The sequence below is a fragment of the Testudinibacter sp. P17/SS/0325 genome, assembly GCF_053570765.1.
This window is the reverse complement of sequence record NZ_CM131635.1, coordinates 242,749-261,086: the sequence shown is the minus strand read 5'-3', so window position 1 is coordinate 261,086 and position 18,338 is coordinate 242,749. Positions and strand designations below refer to the sequence as shown.

General features: G+C 45.5%; 21 protein-coding genes. 12 read left to right on the top strand and 9 right to left on the bottom strand.

The window, feature by feature from the left end; all coding sequences use genetic code 11:
• Positions 1-16 precede the first annotated feature (16 nt).
• The 8 genes from aroQ (at position 17) to fis (ending at position 6,904) form a co-directional block, all read left to right on the top strand.
• Positions 17-463 carry a type II 3-dehydroquinate dehydratase gene (gene aroQ, locus ACWA50_RS01235; protein WP_431053527.1) on the top strand — a complete coding sequence of 149 codons (447 nt, stop codon included), beginning with the start codon at positions 17-19 and terminating at the stop codon, positions 461-463.
• 180 nt (positions 464-643) lie between these two features.
• The gene (gene accB, locus ACWA50_RS01230; RefSeq protein ID WP_431053526.1) at positions 644-1,105 is read left to right on the top strand and encodes an acetyl-CoA carboxylase biotin carboxyl carrier protein; all 462 of its coding nucleotides are present in this window, start codon (positions 644-646) and stop codon (positions 1,103-1,105) included.
• Positions 1,106-1,180: 75 nt separating this feature from the next.
• Positions 1,181-2,527 (top strand): acetyl-CoA carboxylase biotin carboxylase subunit, encoded by a 1,347-nt coding sequence (accC, locus tag ACWA50_RS01225; protein ID WP_431053525.1) that lies wholly within the window; start codon positions 1,181-1,183, stop codon positions 2,525-2,527.
• Positions 2,528-2,700: 173 nt separating this feature from the next.
• Complete coding sequence (locus tag ACWA50_RS01220; protein ID WP_431053524.1) at positions 2,701-2,970, top strand: YhdT family protein; 270 nt, start codon at positions 2,701-2,703, stop codon at positions 2,968-2,970.
• The gene (gene panF, locus ACWA50_RS01215) at positions 2,970-4,442 is read left to right on the top strand and encodes a sodium/pantothenate symporter (protein WP_431053523.1); all 1,473 of its coding nucleotides are present in this window, start codon (positions 2,970-2,972) and stop codon (positions 4,440-4,442) included. Before ACWA50_RS01220 ends, panF begins: the two co-directional genes overlap by 1 nt.
• Positions 4,423-5,307 carry a 50S ribosomal protein L11 methyltransferase gene (prmA, locus tag ACWA50_RS01210; protein ID WP_431053522.1) on the top strand — a complete coding sequence of 295 codons (885 nt, stop codon included), beginning with the start codon at positions 4,423-4,425 and terminating at the stop codon, positions 5,305-5,307. Before panF ends, prmA begins: the two co-directional genes overlap by 20 nt.
• A gap of 293 nt (positions 5,308-5,600) precedes the next feature.
• The gene (dusB, locus tag ACWA50_RS01205; protein WP_431054264.1) at positions 5,601-6,566 is read left to right on the top strand and encodes a tRNA dihydrouridine synthase DusB; all 966 of its coding nucleotides are present in this window, start codon (positions 5,601-5,603) and stop codon (positions 6,564-6,566) included.
• A gap of 41 nt (positions 6,567-6,607) precedes the next feature.
• A complete protein-coding gene (fis, locus tag ACWA50_RS01200) occupies positions 6,608-6,904 on the top strand; it encodes a DNA-binding transcriptional regulator Fis (RefSeq protein ID WP_431053521.1) in 297 nt (98 codons plus the stop codon).
• A gap of 183 nt (positions 6,905-7,087) precedes the next feature.
• Here fis and ACWA50_RS01195 read toward each other — a convergent pair whose 3' ends face one another.
• The 6 genes from ACWA50_RS01195 to purL all read right to left on the bottom strand — a co-directional run bounded on the left by ACWA50_RS01195 (position 7,088) and on the right by purL (position 13,710).
• The gene (locus ACWA50_RS01195) at positions 7,088-7,660 is read right to left on the bottom strand and encodes a UPF0149 family protein (RefSeq protein ID WP_431053520.1); all 573 of its coding nucleotides are present in this window, start codon (positions 7,658-7,660) and stop codon (positions 7,088-7,090) included.
• A gap of 318 nt (positions 7,661-7,978) precedes the next feature.
• Complete coding sequence (locus ACWA50_RS01190; protein WP_431053519.1) at positions 7,979-8,332, bottom strand: hypothetical protein; 354 nt, start codon at positions 8,330-8,332, stop codon at positions 7,979-7,981.
• Between the two features lie 58 nt (positions 8,333-8,390).
• Positions 8,391-8,525, bottom strand: a complete 135-nt coding sequence (locus tag ACWA50_RS01185) for a hypothetical protein (RefSeq protein WP_431053518.1) — start codon at positions 8,523-8,525, stop codon at positions 8,391-8,393.
• 2 nt (positions 8,526-8,527) lie between these two features.
• A complete protein-coding gene (locus ACWA50_RS01180; protein WP_431053517.1) occupies positions 8,528-8,956 on the bottom strand; it encodes a hypothetical protein in 429 nt (142 codons plus the stop codon).
• A gap of 24 nt (positions 8,957-8,980) precedes the next feature.
• A complete protein-coding gene (locus ACWA50_RS01175) occupies positions 8,981-9,667 on the bottom strand; it encodes a DUF3644 domain-containing protein (protein ID WP_431053516.1) in 687 nt (228 codons plus the stop codon).
• A 149-nt stretch (positions 9,668-9,816) separates the two neighbouring features.
• Complete coding sequence (purL, locus tag ACWA50_RS01170) at positions 9,817-13,710, bottom strand: phosphoribosylformylglycinamidine synthase (protein WP_431053515.1); 3,894 nt, start codon at positions 13,708-13,710, stop codon at positions 9,817-9,819.
• A gap of 162 nt (positions 13,711-13,872) precedes the next feature.
• On the opposite strand from purL, the gene mltF reads away from it, so the two are divergent.
• From mltF to ACWA50_RS01150, 4 genes are read left to right on the top strand one after another with little or no spacing between them, the layout of a single operon-like run.
• The gene (gene mltF / locus ACWA50_RS01165) at positions 13,873-15,330 is read left to right on the top strand and encodes a membrane-bound lytic murein transglycosylase MltF (protein WP_431053514.1); all 1,458 of its coding nucleotides are present in this window, start codon (positions 13,873-13,875) and stop codon (positions 15,328-15,330) included.
• A 12-nt stretch (positions 15,331-15,342) separates the two neighbouring features.
• On the top strand, positions 15,343-15,492 hold the full coding sequence (locus ACWA50_RS01160; RefSeq protein WP_431053513.1) for a hypothetical protein: 150 nt from the start codon (positions 15,343-15,345) through the stop codon (positions 15,490-15,492).
• Between the two features lie 2 nt (positions 15,493-15,494).
• The gene (locus ACWA50_RS01155; protein WP_431053512.1) at positions 15,495-15,728 is read left to right on the top strand and encodes an antitoxin VbhA family protein; all 234 of its coding nucleotides are present in this window, start codon (positions 15,495-15,497) and stop codon (positions 15,726-15,728) included.
• Entirely contained in the window at positions 15,709-16,302 is a 594-nt protein-coding gene (locus tag ACWA50_RS01150) for a Fic/DOC family protein (RefSeq protein ID WP_431053511.1), read from the top strand. Before ACWA50_RS01155 ends, ACWA50_RS01150 begins: the two co-directional genes overlap by 20 nt.
• Before the next feature lie 38 nt (positions 16,303-16,340).
• Here the strand turns inward: ACWA50_RS01150 and ACWA50_RS01145 are convergent, their stop codons facing one another.
• The 3 genes from ACWA50_RS01145 to lspA form a co-directional block, all read right to left on the bottom strand.
• Positions 16,341-16,670 (bottom strand): ComEA family DNA-binding protein, encoded by a 330-nt coding sequence (locus ACWA50_RS01145; RefSeq protein WP_431053510.1) that lies wholly within the window; start codon positions 16,668-16,670, stop codon positions 16,341-16,343.
• A gap of 161 nt (positions 16,671-16,831) precedes the next feature.
• Positions 16,832-17,776 (bottom strand): 4-hydroxy-3-methylbut-2-enyl diphosphate reductase, encoded by a 945-nt coding sequence (gene ispH, locus ACWA50_RS01140; protein WP_431053509.1) that lies wholly within the window; start codon positions 17,774-17,776, stop codon positions 16,832-16,834.
• Positions 17,773-18,273: a signal peptidase II gene (gene lspA / locus ACWA50_RS01135; protein ID WP_431053508.1), complete on the bottom strand. Its 501-nt coding sequence runs from the start codon at positions 18,271-18,273 to the stop codon at positions 17,773-17,775. The genes ispH and lspA overlap by 4 nt, the downstream gene beginning before the upstream one ends.
• Positions 18,274-18,338 lie beyond the last annotated feature (65 nt).

Genomic DNA, 18,338 nt, shown 5'->3' with positions numbered 1-18,338 from the left:
CGTAGGATAAGAGAACATGACGAAAAAAATTCTATTATTAAACGGTCCGAACCTGAATATGTTGGGTAAGCGCGAACCACAGCATTACGGCAGCTTGACGCTGGCGGATATTGAGCAGCAATTACAACAACAGGCGGCGCAAGCCGGATTGGAATTAGATTGTTTCCAAAGCAACAGCGAAGAAAAGCTGATTAATAAAATTCACCAAGCCTTTGAGCAAGCGGATTTTATCCTGATTAATCCGGCGGCGTTCACCCACACCAGCGTAGCGCTGCGCGACGCGTTGTTGGCGGTGAATATTCCGTTTGTTGAAATTCATCTGTCGAATGTGCACGCACGCGAACCGTTCCGTCATCATTCTTATCTGAGCGACAAGGCCGTCGGCGTAATTTGCGGTTTAGGCGCGCAAGGCTATCAATTCGGCTTGCAATTCGCACAACAATATTTGCTTGGCAAAAAATAGTAAAAAAGCCTGATTTGCGACAAATTTCAGGCAAAATGCAGATTTTTATCGCCAAAATGCCAGAATTCAGGTAATCTCTGCGTTTAATGTAAATCAATATAATGTTACGGCTCTGTTGCGGAGAAGATCTTGTCAATTGAGCGGTAATGTCACTTAAATTTCAATCAGCGGAATCAAAACATGGATATTCGTAAAATCAAAAAATTAATCGAATTAGTCGAAGAGTCGGGCATTATGGAAATCGAAATTTCCGAAGGGGAAGAATCGGTACGTATTAGCCGTGGTACCCCGGCGCCTGCTGCGGTTCAATATACGTTACCTGCGGCAGCGCCGGCAGCAGTCGCGCCAAGTGCGGTTGCCGCACCTGCAGCGCCAACCGCAGCGGCTCCGGCAGCAGCGGAAGTTTCCGGACATGCGGTACGTTCGCCGATGGTTGGTACTTTCTACCGTAGTCCTAGCCCGGAAGCCTCTCCGTTCGTAGAAGTGGGCAGCACGGTTAAAGTCGGTGACGCGCTGTGCATTGTGGAAGCAATGAAAATGATGAACCGTATCGAAGCGGATAAAGCCGGTGTGGTGAAAGCGATTTTAGTTAACGACGGTGAAGCCGTTGAGTTTGATCAATCGCTGATCATCATCGAATAAGTTGATGACCAAGCAAGGCTGACCGCACTTTGCGTTCAGTCGTTATAGCATATTAATGCGGAAACGGATAATCGTATGTTAGAAAAAGTTGTTATTGCCAACCGTGGCGAAATCGCCCTGCGTATTTTGCGCGCCTGTAAAGAGTTAGGCATTAAAACCGTTGCGGTGCATTCAACCGCAGACCGTGAATTAAAACACGTCTTGCTGGCAGATGAAACCATCTGTATCGGACCTGCGCCGTCGAGTAAAAGTTATTTGAATATTCCGGCGTTGATCGCTGCCGCCGAGGTGAGTGGCGCGGACGCCATTCACCCGGGCTATGGTTTCTTATCGGAAAATGCCGATTTTGCCGAACAAGTCGAACGTTCCGGTTTTGTGTTTATCGGACCGACTGCGGATGTGATTCGTTTAATGGGCGACAAAGTGTCGGCGATTAATGCGATGAAAGCCGCAGGCGTGCCGTGCGTGCCGGGTTCTGACGGACCGGTCGGCAATGATGTGAAGAAAAATAAAGAGATTGCCGAACGTATCGGTTATCCGGTGATTATTAAAGCTTCCGGCGGCGGCGGCGGGCGCGGTATGCGCGTGGTGCGTTCTGCCAATGAATTGGAAGAGTCGATTGCGATGACCAAATCGGAAGCGAAAGCGGCATTTAATAATGACGTGGTGTATATGGAAAAATATTTGGAAAATCCACGCCATGTGGAAATCCAGGTATTAGCCGACACCCACGGCAATGCGGTTTATCTTGCCGAACGCGATTGTTCCATGCAGCGCCGCCACCAAAAAGTGGTGGAAGAAGCGCCGGCACCGGGGATCAGCGAAGAACTGCGCCGCGACATCGGCAGCCGTTGTGCCAAAGCCTGTGTTGAAATCGGCTATCGCGGTGCCGGTACATTCGAGTTTTTATATGAAAACGGTGAATTCTATTTCATCGAAATGAACACCCGCATTCAGGTGGAGCACCCGGTCACCGAAATGATCACCGGAATTGACTTGGTGAAAGAGCAATTGCGCATTGCTTCCGGCTTGCCGCTATCGTTCACGCAAGACGATGTGAAGGTGAAAGGGCACGCGATTGAATGTCGGATCAATGCCGAAGATCCGCGTAACTTCCTGCCGTCTCCGGGTAAAGTCACCCGTTTGCATACCCCGGGCGGTTTCGGTATTCGCTGGGATTCGCATATCTATGACGGTTACACCGTACCACCGCACTACGATTCCATGATTGCCAAACTGATCAGCTACGGCGAAAATCGTGACGAAGCGATCAGTCGAATGCGCAATGCGTTGTCTGAGGTGATCATCGAAGGTTTAAAAACCAATATTCCGCTACATGAATTGATTATGGAAGATCCGAATTTCCAACAAGGTGGCACGAACATTCACTATCTTGAGAAAAAACTCGGTATGCACGATTAATTTTGTGATGAATATGTAACGTAGTAACAGTGTTTCCAAAAAACAGGAAGCACAGTTGCTACTTTTGCTATCGATGTCGGGCATTTTATACCTTGCCGGCAGTCTAAGAGTGGAATCAAACGATTCCACTTTTTTTCACTTTGATCTTGTTCTTCTCACGATGAGGTATTCAGATGACGTTGCAACAAAAGTATCGACAAGCCAGTAAAGAGGCCCGTTGGGCATTGGGTTTGACCGTATTATATGTGATTGGTTGGTGTCTGTGCGCCTATCTGCCGAGCGGCACGCATGGACCGATTGGTTTTCCGCTCTGGTTTGAGCTCGCCTGTATCTACCTGCCGGTGCTGTTTATCGTGGTGGCGTATTGGGTGATTCGTATTGTGTATCTGGATTTTGATTTGGATAATCATGCTGATAGCAGCGTGAAACAGGAGGTAAAATAATGAACTTAGGCATTATTTTACCACTGGTTATTTATCTGGCATTTGTGTTTGGCGCGGCGATTTATGCTTATGTGAAACGTAGCAAAGGGGATTTTCTGACCGAATATTATGTCGGCAACCGTTCGATGACGGGCTGGGTGTTGGCAATGACCACCGCCTCGACGTATGCCAGCGCCAGTTCATTTATCGGCGGACCGGGAGCTGCGTATAAGTTCGGTTTGGGCTGGGTACTGCTGGCGATGATTCAAGTGCCGGCGGTGTGGCTTGCCTTAGGTGCATTGGGCAAAAAATTCGCATTGTTATCGCGCGAAAGCAAGGCGCTCACCATCAACGATTTATTATTGCACCGTTACAAAAATAAATATCTGGTTTGGATCGCCTGCGTTGCGCTGTTAATCGCTTTTTTTGCGGCAATGACGGTGCAATTTATCGGCGGTGCCAGATTACTGGAAACGACAATCGGCATTAGCTACACCCAATCATTATTGATTTTTGCCCTAACGGTCGGCATTTACACCTTTATCGGCGGTTTCCGTGCGGTGGTGCTGACCGACACCATTCAAGGGACAGTGATGATTTTCGGCACGTTGATTTTATTGATTGCGGTGATTTATGCCGCCGGCGGAGTGGAAAGTGCGGTGGCGGCGTTGGCGGCGCAAGATCCGCAACTGGTCAGCCCGTATGGTCCGAATGAGATGTTGGATTTTCAGTTTATGGCATCGTTTTGGATTTTAGTCTGTTTCGGCGTGGTCGGCTTGCCGCATACGGCGGTGCGCTGTATGGCATTTAAAGACAGTAAAGCGTTACACGGCGGAATGTTCATCGGTACGATTGTGCTGACGATTATTATGTTGGGTATGCACTTGTCCGGCGCTCTTGGGCGCGCGATTTTACCGGAGTTGACGATTCCGGATCAGGTGATCCCGACGCTGATGTTGCAGGTATTGCCGCCGATTGTTGCCGGCATTTTCTTGGCTGCGCCGATGTCGGCGATTATGTCGACCATTGACGCGCAATTGATTCAATCGTCGGCGATCTTCGTGAAAGATATTTATCTGGCGGCAAAACCGGAAGCGGCACGGAACCAGCGTAAGATCGGAATATTTTCTTCAATGGCAACCTTGGTGCTGACCGCACTTTTAGTGTTGGCGGCGCTTAATCCGCCGGATATGATTATTTGGTTGAATTTATTTGCCTTTGGCGGCTTGGAAGCGGCATTTTTGTGGGTGATCGTGTTGGGTTTATATTGGGAAAAAGCCAATGCTTACGGTGCCATCGCCTCAATGACGGTCGGATTATTCAGTTATATCGGATTGACGACCGCTTCACTGAAATTACTCGGTTTTCATGCCATTGTGCCGTCGTTGGTGCTTGGCTTGATCGCCTTTCTAATCGCCAATAAAATAGGCGAAAAACAGTTTATTGCAATGCAAACAACAATGGAAAAAACAGATGGCTTGGGTACAAATTAGAATCAACAGTAACGACAAACAGGCGGAAGCGATCAGCGAAGTGTTGGAAGCGCTCGGCTCGGTGTCGGTCACCTTTGTCGATAGTCAGGATACGCCGGTGTTCGAACCGCTGCCGGGCGAAACCCGTTTGTGGGGCAACACCGATGTGATCGCCTTGTTTGACGCGGAAACCGATATGCAGCAAATTGCAGCGGAATTAACGGCACAGGGCATTTTAAACGACAGTGTCAGCCATAAAATCGAACAGATCGAAGACAAAGACTGGGAACGGGAGTGGATGGAAAATTTCCATCCAATGCAATTCGGCAAACGCTTATGGATCTGCCCGAGCTGGCGACCCGTGCCGGACGAAAGTGCGGTCAACGTAATGCTCGATCCGGGCTTGGCGTTTGGCACCGGCACGCACCCGACCACCGCACTTTGCCTGCAATGGCTGGACGGCTTGGATTTAAACGGCAAAACCGTCATCGACTTTGGTTGCGGTTCCGGCATTCTGGCTATTGCCACCTTGAAGTTAGGCGCGAAACAAGCAATCGGTATCGACATCGATCCGCAAGCCATCCTTGCCAGCCGTGATAATGCCGAACGCAACGGCGTAGCCGATCGCTTGCAGTTATTTCTCGCCAAAGATCAACCGAAAGATTTGCAAGCCGATGTAGTGGTGGCGAACATCTTAGCAGGCCCGCTGAAAGAACTCGCCGAACCGATTATCGCGTTACTCAAACCGAACGCAGATTTAGGGCTGTCCGGCATTCTCGCCAACCAAGCACAAGCCGTATGCGAAGCCTATCAAAGCCAAGTGCGGTTAGAACCCGTGGCGGAACAGGAAGAATGGTGTCGGATTACGGGGAATAAAATCGGTTAAGCTTTCATTTGAACTAAAATCGGCTGCTTGTCAATCGTTAAGCTGCCGATTGGTTTCGTTTTTCGAGATTATTTTCGCTGTTTTTTTAACCAGATCAAAAAAATGCAAAAAAACGCATTTTGGATAAAAAATGTACTTCCCTAATTGGTAAAAAGTGCGTATTATAGCCCCCCTTGTTCGATGACGGTTCTGTAACCGAATAAGCGCTCATCCCATATCACCTTGCCTGAGGGCGTTTTGTTTGGCATGAACCCTTATTTTTGCGGGATGTATTTTTGTGGTGGTGGTTGTTTGTGCGCATTGGAAAATTTCAATTAAAAAATCGCGTCTTATTAGCCCCCATGGCAGGGATAACCGATCAGCCGTTCAGACGACTTTGTGCCCGCTATCATGCCGGCATGAGTTACTCTGAAATGATGTCGGCGAATCGTGATGTTTGGCACACGGAAAAATCGCGTTTGCGTGTGGCACATCACGTAGAAATCGGAATTAATGCCGTGCAGATTGCAGGCAGTGATCCGTTGGAAATGGCACAGGCGGCGGCATTGAATGTGGAATGCGGCGCACAGTTGATTGATATCAATATGGGCTGTCCGGCTAAAAAGGTAAACCGTAAAATGGCGGGTTCGGCATTGTTACAATATCCTGATTTAGTCGAGAAAATTCTGCACGAAGTGGTGTCGGCGGTGGATGTTCCGGTCACGCTGAAAATTCGGACAGGGTGGGATAAAAGCAATAGAAATTGTGTTGAAATCGCCAAAATAGCGGAGCAAAGCGGGATTCAGGCCTTGACCGTGCATGGCAGAACCCGTAGTTGTTTATACGAAGGTGAAGCCGAGTATGAACATATTCGCGCGGTGAAACAACAGATTTCTATTCCGGTGATCGCCAATGGCGATGTGACATCACCGCAAAAAGCGAAATACGTTCTGGATTATACCGGAGCGGATGCCGTGATGGTTGGCCGGGGCGCACTCGGACAACCATGGCTGTTTCGACAGATTGAGGCTTTTTTGCAATCGGGTGAGCTGATGGCTGAACCGGATTTGGCAGAAAAGTGTCAGGTGGCACTCGAGCATATTCAAGGCTTGCACGATTTTTACGGCGAGCAGAAAGGCTATCGGGTTGCCCGTAAACACGTAGCTTGGTATTTGGATAACATCAAACCAGATTCTGCTTTTAAATGTACTTTCAATACGATTACTGATCCTCAGCGGCAGTTGAGCGTGTTGGAAGAGTTTCTTGACTCAATCCAATAGCGGATTGGGGTGATTTTTTTAGTTAAATGGAACACATAACAATGTTAGAACAACGTAGCAATTCCGAAGCATTAACCGTTTCAACCTTAAATGCACAATCTCAAATTACAAACAAACCATTAAGAGATTCCGTAAAACAAGCGTTGAAAAACTATTTGGCCCAATTAAACGGGCAAGATGTGAATGATCTTTATGAGTTGGTATTATCCGAAGTCGAACACCCGATGTTAGATATGGTGATGCAATACACCCGGGGCAACCAAACCCGTGCGGCAAATATGTTGGGTATCAATCGCGGCACGCTACGCAAAAAACTAAAAAAATACGGTATGGGTTGATGTTAGGTTTTTAAAATCAAGTTTAATAAGAACGGTCGCTGAAGGAATTTGGCGACCGTTTTTTATATCGGTGGCTGAGCGAAGTCGAAGCCACTTTTAAGCCCACTGATAGCGCAAGTTACAAACTTGTGCCATCAAGGTCATCTAATGATTGCAATTAAACAATAGAGGAATTTCGTATTCTTATCTATTTCTTAATGTCAGAAAATATTGATAGATTGCCATTACCGCCTTTTCGACTTTTGCTGCGTGTTCTTGTGTATCTTTGGCAGAAGGGTGATCATCTAAATTGAGATCATCGCCCTCAAAATAAGCGAATGAACGAATTAAATCATATTGCTCTTGGATTTTATTGGGTAAATTTCCCCAATCGGAGACTTTAGCACCAATAATATAGCCCGAACACCACGAATCCAAAATCACAAAATCATCAGTGCTTTCATCAAAATAAGCATAAAATAACGGGCTGTTTAAGCGTTGTATGACATCATTATAATGACGGAAAATTAAAGATAATAAGAGATTAAATGTATTTGCATCTGGTATGCTTTCTTGTGCATTTTCATCAAAAATAGCAGGTAACCATTGGTTTGGTGTCACTAATTCAGGGCTGGATAGCACTGCAGTAAGCAAGCCGTCTAATTCGCTTAAGCTTAAAATATTATAGCCATTTTCACGTTCCGAACCATATTCTAAAAGCAAGTTATCTAATAATGCTAATTCTTCATCTTCTAAAGATTCGTCTAATTGTGGCATAAAATTTTTCTCCGTTTCATTATTGGGTTATCATGCACAAGCGATCATTTTGCAACTACAATATTTTCAATCGCCTGTTTGGTAGTATTATTAAAAGAGCAATGTTTTCGGGTATTCTGATTTTGGCAGAATGGACAAGTTTTTTACTTATAATTTAAAAAAGTGCTTTAAAATTAATCGCTATAAGGCTTTAATGCACTTTTTAGCAATAATTTTTCTACTATACCAAAATAGAATATACTTATAAAGTAAATACGTTACAACAAGATCTAATTACTAGGCTGTCATTTTTAGGTATATCCTAAATTTTTAAGGAAATTATATATTTTTGTTGATTTTTATTTTAAATCGTTCTTGCATGATCTTTTTATATTCGAGATCATATTCATCATCTAAAAAATCTGAATCTCTATATAGACCCAATAAGGATGGCGGAACGAGAAATTCGATCCTCCTAGATAGTAAACTTTCAACAATGTTATATGGCTCTGAATCTTCATGATAATCTACAGCATAAAGCCCCCAACAATTATTAATGAAAGGATCAATCACATCATATATAAACTTTAGTGTTTCCAATGAAAAATCAGTATTAATAGGAGGGCTGCTATGTTGTATAGAATTTCTTAATTCACCAAATTTCTTATAAACTTTTTTATTGGGTAAGGGCATTCTAGTTGTAATCCATAGTCTTTCTGGTAATTCACTATATGTAATTGATTTGGCACTTTTAATAAGCTTGTAGTACAGATAATTCAGACCACATATAATTATCAGAGCTATAAAAAGCAGAATGATAGTTAGCATGTTGTAATGCGGCTAACCCTAAGTCTAACATATGTTTTGAAATTTTATCTAAATTCATATTTATTTCTCTTTAGAAAGTTTATCAAGCAGAAAATCAATCCATTTTTGAGAATATAAATATGAATCGTATCCATCCACGTAAGCGGAATACTCACTTCTAAAATTCTTAATTATACCTCTAGGTCTTGCATTATATTTTTTCCAACAATTGGTGTGATCGTTCATGTTGAACTTAGGGTATACTATTTTTATTGCCTCAACTACCCTTTTAGGTCTAAATTTGAATGGGAATTCAATTCCTTTTAGAAAACCAATAGCATTATCATATTGCATTCGTTTTTCATCAGATAGTTTATCTACATTTATAAACTCTATTGCTAGATCGGATGATTTTAAATGATTGATAATCTTAGGTATCAAAAAAACAGATATTCGATAATTCTGGCTATTTAGTATATCTTCATTTAATGTTCCCCTATAACCATCCATAAACTCTCTTATAGATTTATAAGTCTAGGTTTGAAATTCTTTCATTGCATTAATTTGTGATTGCTCGGAAACATTACTTAATTGCATTGCAATCGCTAGATTTGTTTTTAGTGCATATTCTTCGCCAAACTCGTTTACTAATAATGTTTCAAAATTATTTAGTGCTGCTTGGCACTCTCCACTGACAATAATATCTAGAGTAGGAAGTCCTCTATGTTCAATTTTATTTCTTAATAAAATTAAAAATTCTAAGTTGGCTTTTTCTGCTTTGCATCTATCTTGCCAATATTCTTTTAAACATTTATTTAATTTCCACGCTTTTTCTTGTCCATCTATTATCTTAAGATTGCCTTTATTATCTTTGTAAAAATAATTGATTCCAGTCTTTTCAAAAATAGCATGAAATAACGAAGTATAAGCAATAATTATATTTACTATAAATCCATGAGTCTTAAATTGTGTATATGGGTTATTATAAGTAGATACAGCTAGTAACGAAAATTCCCTTGCTTTTCCTAAAAGATTTCCATATTCTAGATCGTATATATTGATCGCATTTTTTTGAGAAGTTATTTTTCTAAATTGTTCTTTACTAATTAATTTAAGGTTATGAGATAGATAGTTTCTACTTGATTTTTCTATGTAATTGTACCATTTTTTGCTAAGATAAGTTTTGCATGTACTCGTTTTTAACCCTGAATATAAGGACAATTCATTTAAAGTGAATTCACTTTCTGATTTTTTTATCTAATAAGAAATCATAAGCTAAATCTATATTAGCATATCTATTATTCATAATTTAATCTTCCATTATTTAAATATAAAAAAGGACGAGCCAAAACTCATCCTTTTATTAATATCTATTTCAACACAACCCTCGCATTCCTAAACAACCGCATCCAAGCCCCATCTTCAGACCAGTCTTCCGGATACCAAGAGTTGCTGACTGCTCTAAATACGCGTTCCGGGTGTGGCATCATAATGGCGACGCGTCCGTTGCGGTTGCTAAGTGCGGTAATGCCGTCCACTGAGCCGTTCGGGTTGGCCGGGTAGGTTTCGGTTGGTTGCAGGTTATTGTCGATATATTGCGCGATGATGAGGTTTTGCTCACGCAACTGTGCCAATTGCTGATCATTTTTGAATTCAACCCGACCTTCGCCGTGGGAAACGGCGATTGGCATATGTGAGCCTGCCATGCCGTTGAACCACAACGAATTGCTGTCGTTGATACGTACCAACGCCGCGCGCGCTTCAAAACGTTCGGAGGTGTTGCGTACAAAGCGCGGCCATGCTTCCGTGCCGGGAATGATTTCGGCAAGGTTGGAGAGCATTTGGCAGCCGTTACATACGCCCAAGCTCAAGGTGTTTTCACGTTGGAAGAAGGCGGCGAATTGATCGCGAAGTGCGGTATTGAACAGAATGGATTTCGCCCAACCGCCGCCTGCGCCTAGTACATCGCCGTAAGAGAAGCCGCCGCAAGCGACCAAAGCGTTGAATGAATCGAGGCTGATACGTCCGCTCATCAGGTCGCTCATATGGACGTCAATCGAATCAAATCCGGCACGGTCAAACGCCGCTGCCATTTCAACATGGCTGTTTACTCCTTGTTCGCGCAACACCGCAATGCGTGGTTTTATGCCGGTGGCGATATAGGGCGCAGCGATGTCTTCGCTTGGATTGTAGCTTAATTGTGCCGACAAGCCTTTATTGTTCGGATCTTTCTTGGTGGAGAATTCTTGATCGGCGCAAGTCGGGTTGTCGCGCAGGCGTTGCATTTGGTGGGTCAGTTCCGCCCAGATACCACGCAGTTCATTGCGCGATTGCTGTAAGACGACTTCAGCGTCACGGCGGATAATAAATTCATCGCCGACGGTGACCGTGCCGAGATCATGGCTGACCGCACTTAACCCGTGTTGTGCCAAAGTGCGGTTTACGCTGTCTAAATCGGCGGTGCGAACTTGAATCACTGCGCCCAACTCTTCGTTAAACAGCACGTTTAAGTTGTCGTTGCCGAGGGCGGCGATATTCACATCAACCCCGCAATGACCGGCAAATGCCATTTCGGCAAGCGTTACAATCAAACCGCCGTCGGAACGGTCGTGGTAAGCCAGTAATTTATCGTCGGCAACCAGTTGTTGGATGGCGCCATAGAAGCCTTTCAGTTTGGCTGAATCAACCACATCGGCGGCGTTGTCGCCCAGTTGTTTATACACCTGCGCCAGTGCGGTTGCGCCCAAGCGGTTGTTGCCTTCGCCCAAGTCGATCAGCAAGAGACGGCTGTCGCCTTTGTCGGTTCTTAATTGCGGCGTAACGGTTTTGCGCACATCTTCCACCCGTGCAAAAGCACTGATCACTAAGGATAATGGCGCAGTGACTTGTTTGTTTTCGCCGTTTTCCTGCCAAGTGGTTTTCATCGACATTGAATCTTTACCGACCGGAATGGTTAAGCCCAATGCCGGACAGAGTTCTTCGCCGACCGCTTTCACCGCCGCATATAAACCGGCGTCTTCGCCTTTGTGTCCGGCGGCAGACATCCAGTTGGCGGAGAGTTTAATCCGTTTAATATCGCCAATCTGAGTGGCGGCGATATTGGTGATCGATTCGGCAACCGCCATGCGTGCCGACGCAGCGAAGTTCAATAACGCAATCGGCGCCCGTTCGCCGATGGACATCGCTTCGCCGTAGTAGCTGTCAAGGCTGGCGGTGGTCACGGCGCAGTCGGCAACCGGGATTTGCCACGGTCCGACCATCTGATCGCGCGCCACCATGCCGGTGACAGAGCGGTCGCCGATGGTGATTAAGAAGGTTTTTTCCGCGACTACCGGCAGGCGTAACACGCGGTGCAGTGCTTCACTGAGATTAATTGCTTGCGTGTCTAGCGCAGGATTTTTGACGACCGCACTTTGCACCTCGCGGATCATTTTCGGTGGTTTGCCGAGCAGCACATTTAACGGCATATCAATCGGTTTATTGTTGAAATGGCTGTCGCTGAGGGTCAAGTGCGGTTCAGCCACCGCTTCGCCGATCACCGCATAAGGCGCGCGTTCGCGTTGGCACAGTTGTTCGAACAGCGGCAATTGATCCGCTGCCACTGCCAACACATAGCGTTCTTGCGATTCGTTACACCAAATTTCCAACGGGCTCATGCCCGGTTCGTCACTCAGGATTTTGCGCAACTCAAAGTTGCCGCCGCGTCCGCCGTCATTGACCAATTCCGGCATCGCATTGGAGAGACCGCCTGCGCCGACATCGTGGATAAACAGAATCGGGTTGTCGTCGCCCAGCTGCCAGCAGCGGTCGATCACTTCTTGACAACGGCGTTCCATCTCCGGATTGTCGCGTTGCACCGAAGCAAAATCCAAATCTTCTTTCGATTTGCCTGAAGTCATCGAGGAAGCTGCACCGCCGCCCAAGCCGATATTCATCGCCGGGCCGCCGAGTACAATCAATTTTGCGCCGACCGGAATTTCGCCTTTGGCAACGTGTTCGCCACGGATATTGCCGATTCCGCCGGCAAGCATAATCGGTTTGTGATAACCGCGCACTTCCACCCCGTTAAAACTGTTCACTTTTTCTTCATAAGTGCGGAAATAGCCCAACAGCGCAGGGCGACCGAATTCATTGTTAAACGCCGCGCCGCCGAGCGGGGCCTCCAACATAATATCCAATGCCGACGCGATACGGTTCGGTTTGCTTAACGGATTTTCCCACGGCTGTTCAAAGTGCGGTACAAGTAAGTTGGACACCGAGAAACCGACCAAACCGGCTTTGGGTTTTGCACCGCGTCCGGTCGCGCCTTCATCGCGGATTTCACCGCCTGAACCGGTCGCCGCGCCCGGGAACGGGGAAATCGCAGTCGGGTGGTTGTGGGTTTCCACTTTCATTAAAATGTGCGCGTCTTCTTGATGATAGCGATATTTTCCGTCGCTGTCGGCAAAAAAACGCCCGACTTTCGAGCCTTCCATCACCGCCGCATTGTCTTTATACGCCGACAGCACAAAATCAGGGGTTTGCTCAAAGGTATTTTTAATCATCTTAAACAGTGATTTCGGCTGTTTCTCGCCGTCGATCACCCAATCGGCATTAAAAATTTTATGCCGGCAATGTTCGGAATTCGCTTGGGCAAACATATACAGTTCGATATCGACCGGATTGCGTTTCAGTTGGGTGAACTGTTCGAATAAATAGTCGATTTCATCTTCCGCCAATGCCAAACCTAAATTGAGATTGGCTTGTTCAAGTGCGGTTCTGCCGTGTTGCAGAATATCAACGGTGGTGAACGCTTTCGGTTCGGCGTGGCTGAACAGGGCTTGGGCATCTTGTGGAGTTTCGATCACCGTTTCCAGCATACGGTCATGTAAAAGTGCGGTCAGGGTTTGGGTTTGTTGTGCGGTGAGGGGGGAGGTGGTTTGAAGATAATATGCGAGACCGCGTTCGAGGCGTTTGACTTTCTCTAAGCCGGAATTATGCGCAATATCGCTGGCTTTGGAAGACCAAGAGGAGATTGTGCCGATTCGCGGGATCACGATAAAACAACTGCCGCTCGGTTCATGCTCCGCCAATGTCGGACCATAATGCAGCAACTGTTCTAACTGCTCGGTTTCCGTTGGCGTTAGTGCCTGTGTCAAATCGGCAAAGTGCAGATATTCGGCATAGCAATCGCTGACAGGCAGCTCGGCTTGGCGGAATCGGGTCATTAATTGGTTTAAGCGAAAATCAGAGAGAGCGGGAGAGCCGCGGAAAATTTGCATCATCGTCATTTACCGTATTTTACCGTAGGTGAAAGAGGGAGTTAAAAAATCGCCTATATTGTACAGGAAAGCATGTGCGAACGGAACAGATTTGGTTTTCTGCACAAGAACAGTTAAAATGCGTTATCTTAGACGGCGGCATTGGCGATAAAACGGAACGGTTATTTGAAAGGCTTAATACTACGCACGATTTTTGCAATCGGTTTATTGCTGTGGGCAATCGACATGGTTTTCCCGTGGCAAAAAATCATGTCGTCGGAGAAAAATCACTATGTGACGGTGTTGGAAAAAGGCGAGCTGGTGGTCGGTACGGTGAATAATCCGGTCTATTATTTTATCGGCAATGACCAAGCACAAGGCTTGGAATATGAATTGAGCGCGGCGTTTGCCGACTATCTGGGCGTGCGGTTGAAGGTTGTCAGCTTGGATAACAGCAGCCAATTGTTCGAGGCGTTAAAGCGCGGTCAGATTGATATGGCGGCGGCGGGTTTGCGTTATCAAAATGAAAAAAATGACGATTTTCAAACCGGTCCGGGTTATACCTCCGCCTCTTGGCAATTGGTGTATCGCATGGGTGAGGCGCGTCCGAAAAATTTTGCCGAAGTCGCCACCTCGATTTTGATTCCGTTTAATCAAGAATTGATCACCTTGTTACAGCAAAATAAAGCGCAGTTTTCAAACCTAAATTGGCAAGTGAATGAAAATCTGACCCAAGAAGAAATTTTGTTAATGGTGGCGGAAGGCAAACAGGATTATGCCATCGCCGCTTCGATTGATATCGCCTCGGCACAGCAGATTAAACCGCAATTAAAAGTGGCGTTTGATGTCAGTGAAGAGTCGAGTGTGCATTGGTATTTTTCCAAAAATACCTATAACGAATTGCAAGCGGCGTCATTGGAATTCATGCATACCGCACTTGAGAACGGCTTAGTGGCACGCCTAGAAGAAAAATATTTCAACCATATGCGTAATTTTGACTACGTTGATGCGCGCACTTATTTGAACGCGATCGAAAATGTGTTGCCGAAATATATTGATTATTTCAAACGTTATAGCGGTGAGTTGGAGTGGCACACGCTGGCGGCAATCGCTTATCAGGAATCCCATTGGAACGAAACCGCCACTTCGCCGACCGGCGTGCGTGGGATTATGATGTTGACCAAAGACACCGCCGAACGGATGAATGTGAAAGATCGCACCAATGCCGAACAAAGCATTCGCGGCGGGGCGGAGTATTTGCATATGTTAATGCGCCAAATCCCCAACACCGTGCGGCAGGAAGATAAAATTTGGTATGCGCTGGCGGCGTATAATATGGGCTTGGGGCATTTGCTGGACGTGCGCCGTCTCACCAAAGAATTGGGCGGCGATCCGGATAACTGGCTGGATGTGAAAAACAACCTGCCGCTGTTGGCGGAAAAGCGTTACTATTCCAAATTGAAATACGGTTATGCGCGCGGTTATGAAGCCTATGCTTATGTAGAAAATATCCGCCGTTATATGAGCAGCATTAGCAAGCATTACCGCCTGAAAGAGATTGAAAAAGCGATTGATCGCAAACTGACCCCGGCAGATACCAGTAATAACACACAAGAAAACGACTATGGGATTCCGCTAAGTTAAAAGGAGAATAATATGAGAAGAGCACGGGTATTTTTTAAACCGAAACGATCCCTTTCACTGCAAAACAACCACCGCCGCTTATTGCGTTTGCGTCGCCGTAAACATATCAAAGCGCGAATCGAAGAACGGCATTGGTTTCAGTTTTTGGTGGAGCAGGAGTAAACATGCCGAATGATTGCAATACGTTGAATTCAGAAGGAAAGAATATGTTGGATAATCCGATTTCTGAGGCGGATAAAACTTCGCGCCAAAAAGCCATTCAATTTGCGATTGATAATAATCGACTTGAGGGAATTGAAACCACTGCTGAAATGCTGAAACTATCGAATGAATGGATTAACGGACACATTACCTTTAATGCATTTAAGGAAAAAATGTATGAAGTACACGGGATCTGATCCCTATATTTATGCAAATGGCGTGCTGAGAAACCGATTTAATATACAAGATCAAGTCGAACTCGATATTAAAGAAAAGGCGATCAGCTATATTAATACCGCCTCTCTAGCGGAAAGCCCAATTAAAGGGCAATTTGATTTAGCGCATTTACAAGCAATTCATAAACATTTATTTCAAGATATTTACCCATGGGCAGGTGAAATTCGTGACGGCTACCTACAAAAAGGCGGTCAGGATTTTATAATAGGATACCGAATTGTGCCTGAAGCTAAAAAATTATTTCAGCAACTGAAACAGGAAAAATATTTAACGATAACAGCGGCAGAAAACATGGCGGCGCGATTAGCCTATTATTTAGGTGAAATTAATGCTATGCATCCATTTCGAGAAGGAAGTGGTCGAGTACAACGGATTTTTATTGCGCAACTCGCTAAAAATGCAGGCTATGATTTACATTTTAACGGTATAACACAAGAGCAAATGATTGAAGCCTCTAAGCAAGCCCACCGATTAAATTACTCGCCGTTGGAACAAATGATTGCGGAACGGTTAAGTTTACTTTCTGTTGAATAGAAATCCTCTGACTTGTTCCAAATCAGAGGATTTTTTATTTACAATGTCAATAAATGGCGGTTTTTCTCTAACGTGGCTTTGCCGATGCCGGAGACATCGCTCAGTTGATCAATACTGATAAAATTGCCGTTTTTCTCCCGATATTCGACAATCGCTTCCGCTTTTTTGGCGCCGATGCCTAACAAGCCTTTTTCTAACTCTTGCGCGGTGGCGCTGTTCAAATTGATTTTTGCCGCAACGGTTTCAACAGTTGTTACCGCACTTGGGGCAGCGGCTTTGGTTTTATCGGCGAAAGATGGGGCGCTGATCATCGTGCCCAATAATGCCAACAGTGATAATTTTTTAAGATTTGATTTTAAACTCAACATAAAATTTCCATTATAAAGAAAAGGTTAATCAATAAAAAACGCCGTCGTTCATATCGGACGACAGCGTTACTTTGCCTTTATTTCATGCTTATGCCGAGTTCGGCGGAAAACTTTCTGAATCCGGATCGCAAAATTAACCAAAAGTGCGGTCAAGTTCTTGCTTATTGCACTTCTTTAATGCGCAGCTCGCGCGGCACTTCAAACACCGTATTTTCTTCGCAGCCTTGTAAATCCTCCACGCTGTCAACGCCCAACTCACGCAGGCGGCTGACCACTGATTGCACCAACACCTCCGGTGCGGAAGCGCCGGCGGTAATGCCAATCACGTTGATGTTTTTTAACCAATTTGGATCAATATCATCGGCATCGTCAATCAGTTTTGCCGGCACGCCCATACGTGAAGCCAATTCGGCTAAGCGATTGGAATTGGACGAGTTTTTCGAACCGACCACCAGCACTAAATCCGATTGTTGCGCCAATTCGGCCACCGCATTCTGGCGATTGGTGGTGGCATAGCAAATGTCATTTTTGCGCGGACCTTGAATCGACGGGTATTTCCGTTTCAAATTGTCGATAATCGAACTGGTATCGTTAATCGAAAGGGTGGTTTGGGTCATAAAAGTTAAATCGTCAGTTTGATTCAGCGGCAGATTGGCAATATCCTCCACTGATTCCACCAAATAAATGCCGCCGTCTTGATTGTCATATTGTCCCATTGTGCCTTCGACTTCAGGGTGTCCCTGGTGTCCGATCAAAATCGCTTTGGTGCCTTTGCGGCTGGCGCGCGCCACCTGCATATGCACTTTGGTCACCAGCGGGCAAGTGGCGTCGAATACTTTCAACCCACGTTCTTTCGCCTCTTGCCGCACTTGTTGCGAGACACCGTGTGCGGAGAAAATCACGATTGCACCGTTCGGCACTTCGTCCAGCTCTTCCACGAATACTGCGCCACGCTCACGCAATCCGTTGACCACAAAGCGGTTATGCACCACTTCATGCCGCACATAAATCGGTGCGCCGTGAATTTCCAACGCCAGTTCGACAATACTGATGGCGCGATCGACGCCGGCACAGAAACCGCGCGGATTGGCTAAAATAATCTTCATTTTACATCCTCTTTGTCTTTCGGTTTCTCAGGATTGACGAAATAATCCAAAATCAACAAACCGGCGCCCAGTGTAATCGCAATATCGGCGAAATTGAAAATCGGGTAATGATAAATATCCCAATAAAAATCCAAGAAATCGACCACGAAACCGTGGTAAGTGCGGTCAACCATATTTGCCAAGGCGCCGCCGATAATCAGGGCATAACCGCTATTTGCCAGTTTTTTATTGAAATCGCTACGTGCCAACCAGTAAATTAACAGTGCCGAAATGCCCAACGCCAGCGCAATAAAAAAGTATTTCTGCCAACCGCCGTGATCGGCTAAAAAACTGAATGCCGCACCGTAGTTGCGCACATAGGTCAGGTTGAAGACCGGCAAAATGTTGATACTTTCATACAGTTGGAAGTTTTTTACCACGATCCATTTGCTCAGTAGATCGAGAATAAAGGCAACCGCACTTATCCATAAAAACGGCAATCCGCTTTTCTTTTTCATTGATGACACCTCTAAAATGGCAAAGACGCTTTTGCTGCATAAAGCGAACAAGCGTCTTGGGTTAT

Coding starts and splice junctions, on each gene's coding strand:
- prmA (WP_431053522.1), top strand. CDS start 4,423: ATGGCTTGGGTACAAATTAGAATCAACAGTAACGACAAACAGGCGGAA.
- ACWA50_RS01195 (WP_431053520.1), bottom strand. CDS start 7,660: ATGCCACAATTAGACGAATCTTTAGAAGATGAAGAATTAGCATTATTA.
- ACWA50_RS01155 (WP_431053512.1), top strand. CDS start 15,495: ATGCCGAATGATTGCAATACGTTGAATTCAGAAGGAAAGAATATGTTG.
- ACWA50_RS01160 (WP_431053513.1), top strand. CDS start 15,343: ATGAGAAGAGCACGGGTATTTTTTAAACCGAAACGATCCCTTTCACTG.
- purL (WP_431053515.1), bottom strand. CDS start 13,710: ATGATGCAAATTTTCCGCGGCTCTCCCGCTCTCTCTGATTTTCGCTTA.
- accB (WP_431053526.1), top strand. CDS start 644: ATGGATATTCGTAAAATCAAAAAATTAATCGAATTAGTCGAAGAGTCG.
- ACWA50_RS01145 (WP_431053510.1), bottom strand. CDS start 16,670: ATGTTGAGTTTAAAATCAAATCTTAAAAAATTATCACTGTTGGCATTA.
- aroQ (WP_431053527.1), top strand. CDS start 17: ATGACGAAAAAAATTCTATTATTAAACGGTCCGAACCTGAATATGTTG.
- ACWA50_RS01190 (WP_431053519.1), bottom strand. CDS start 8,332: ATGCCCTTACCCAATAAAAAAGTTTATAAGAAATTTGGTGAATTAAGA.
- lspA (WP_431053508.1), bottom strand. CDS start 18,273: ATGAAAAAGAAAAGCGGATTGCCGTTTTTATGGATAAGTGCGGTTGCC.
- fis (WP_431053521.1), top strand. CDS start 6,608: ATGTTAGAACAACGTAGCAATTCCGAAGCATTAACCGTTTCAACCTTA.
- ACWA50_RS01180 (WP_431053517.1), bottom strand. CDS start 8,956: ATGGATGGTTATAGGGGAACATTAAATGAAGATATACTAAATAGCCAG.
- panF (WP_431053523.1), top strand. CDS start 2,970: ATGAACTTAGGCATTATTTTACCACTGGTTATTTATCTGGCATTTGTG.
- ACWA50_RS01220 (WP_431053524.1), top strand. CDS start 2,701: ATGACGTTGCAACAAAAGTATCGACAAGCCAGTAAAGAGGCCCGTTGG.
- ACWA50_RS01185 (WP_431053518.1), bottom strand. CDS start 8,525: ATGAATTTAGATAAAATTTCAAAACATATGTTAGACTTAGGGTTAGCC.
- ispH (WP_431053509.1), bottom strand. CDS start 17,776: ATGAAGATTATTTTAGCCAATCCGCGCGGTTTCTGTGCCGGCGTCGAT.
- accC (WP_431053525.1), top strand. CDS start 1,181: ATGTTAGAAAAAGTTGTTATTGCCAACCGTGGCGAAATCGCCCTGCGT.
- ACWA50_RS01150 (WP_431053511.1), top strand. CDS start 15,709: ATGAAGTACACGGGATCTGATCCCTATATTTATGCAAATGGCGTGCTG.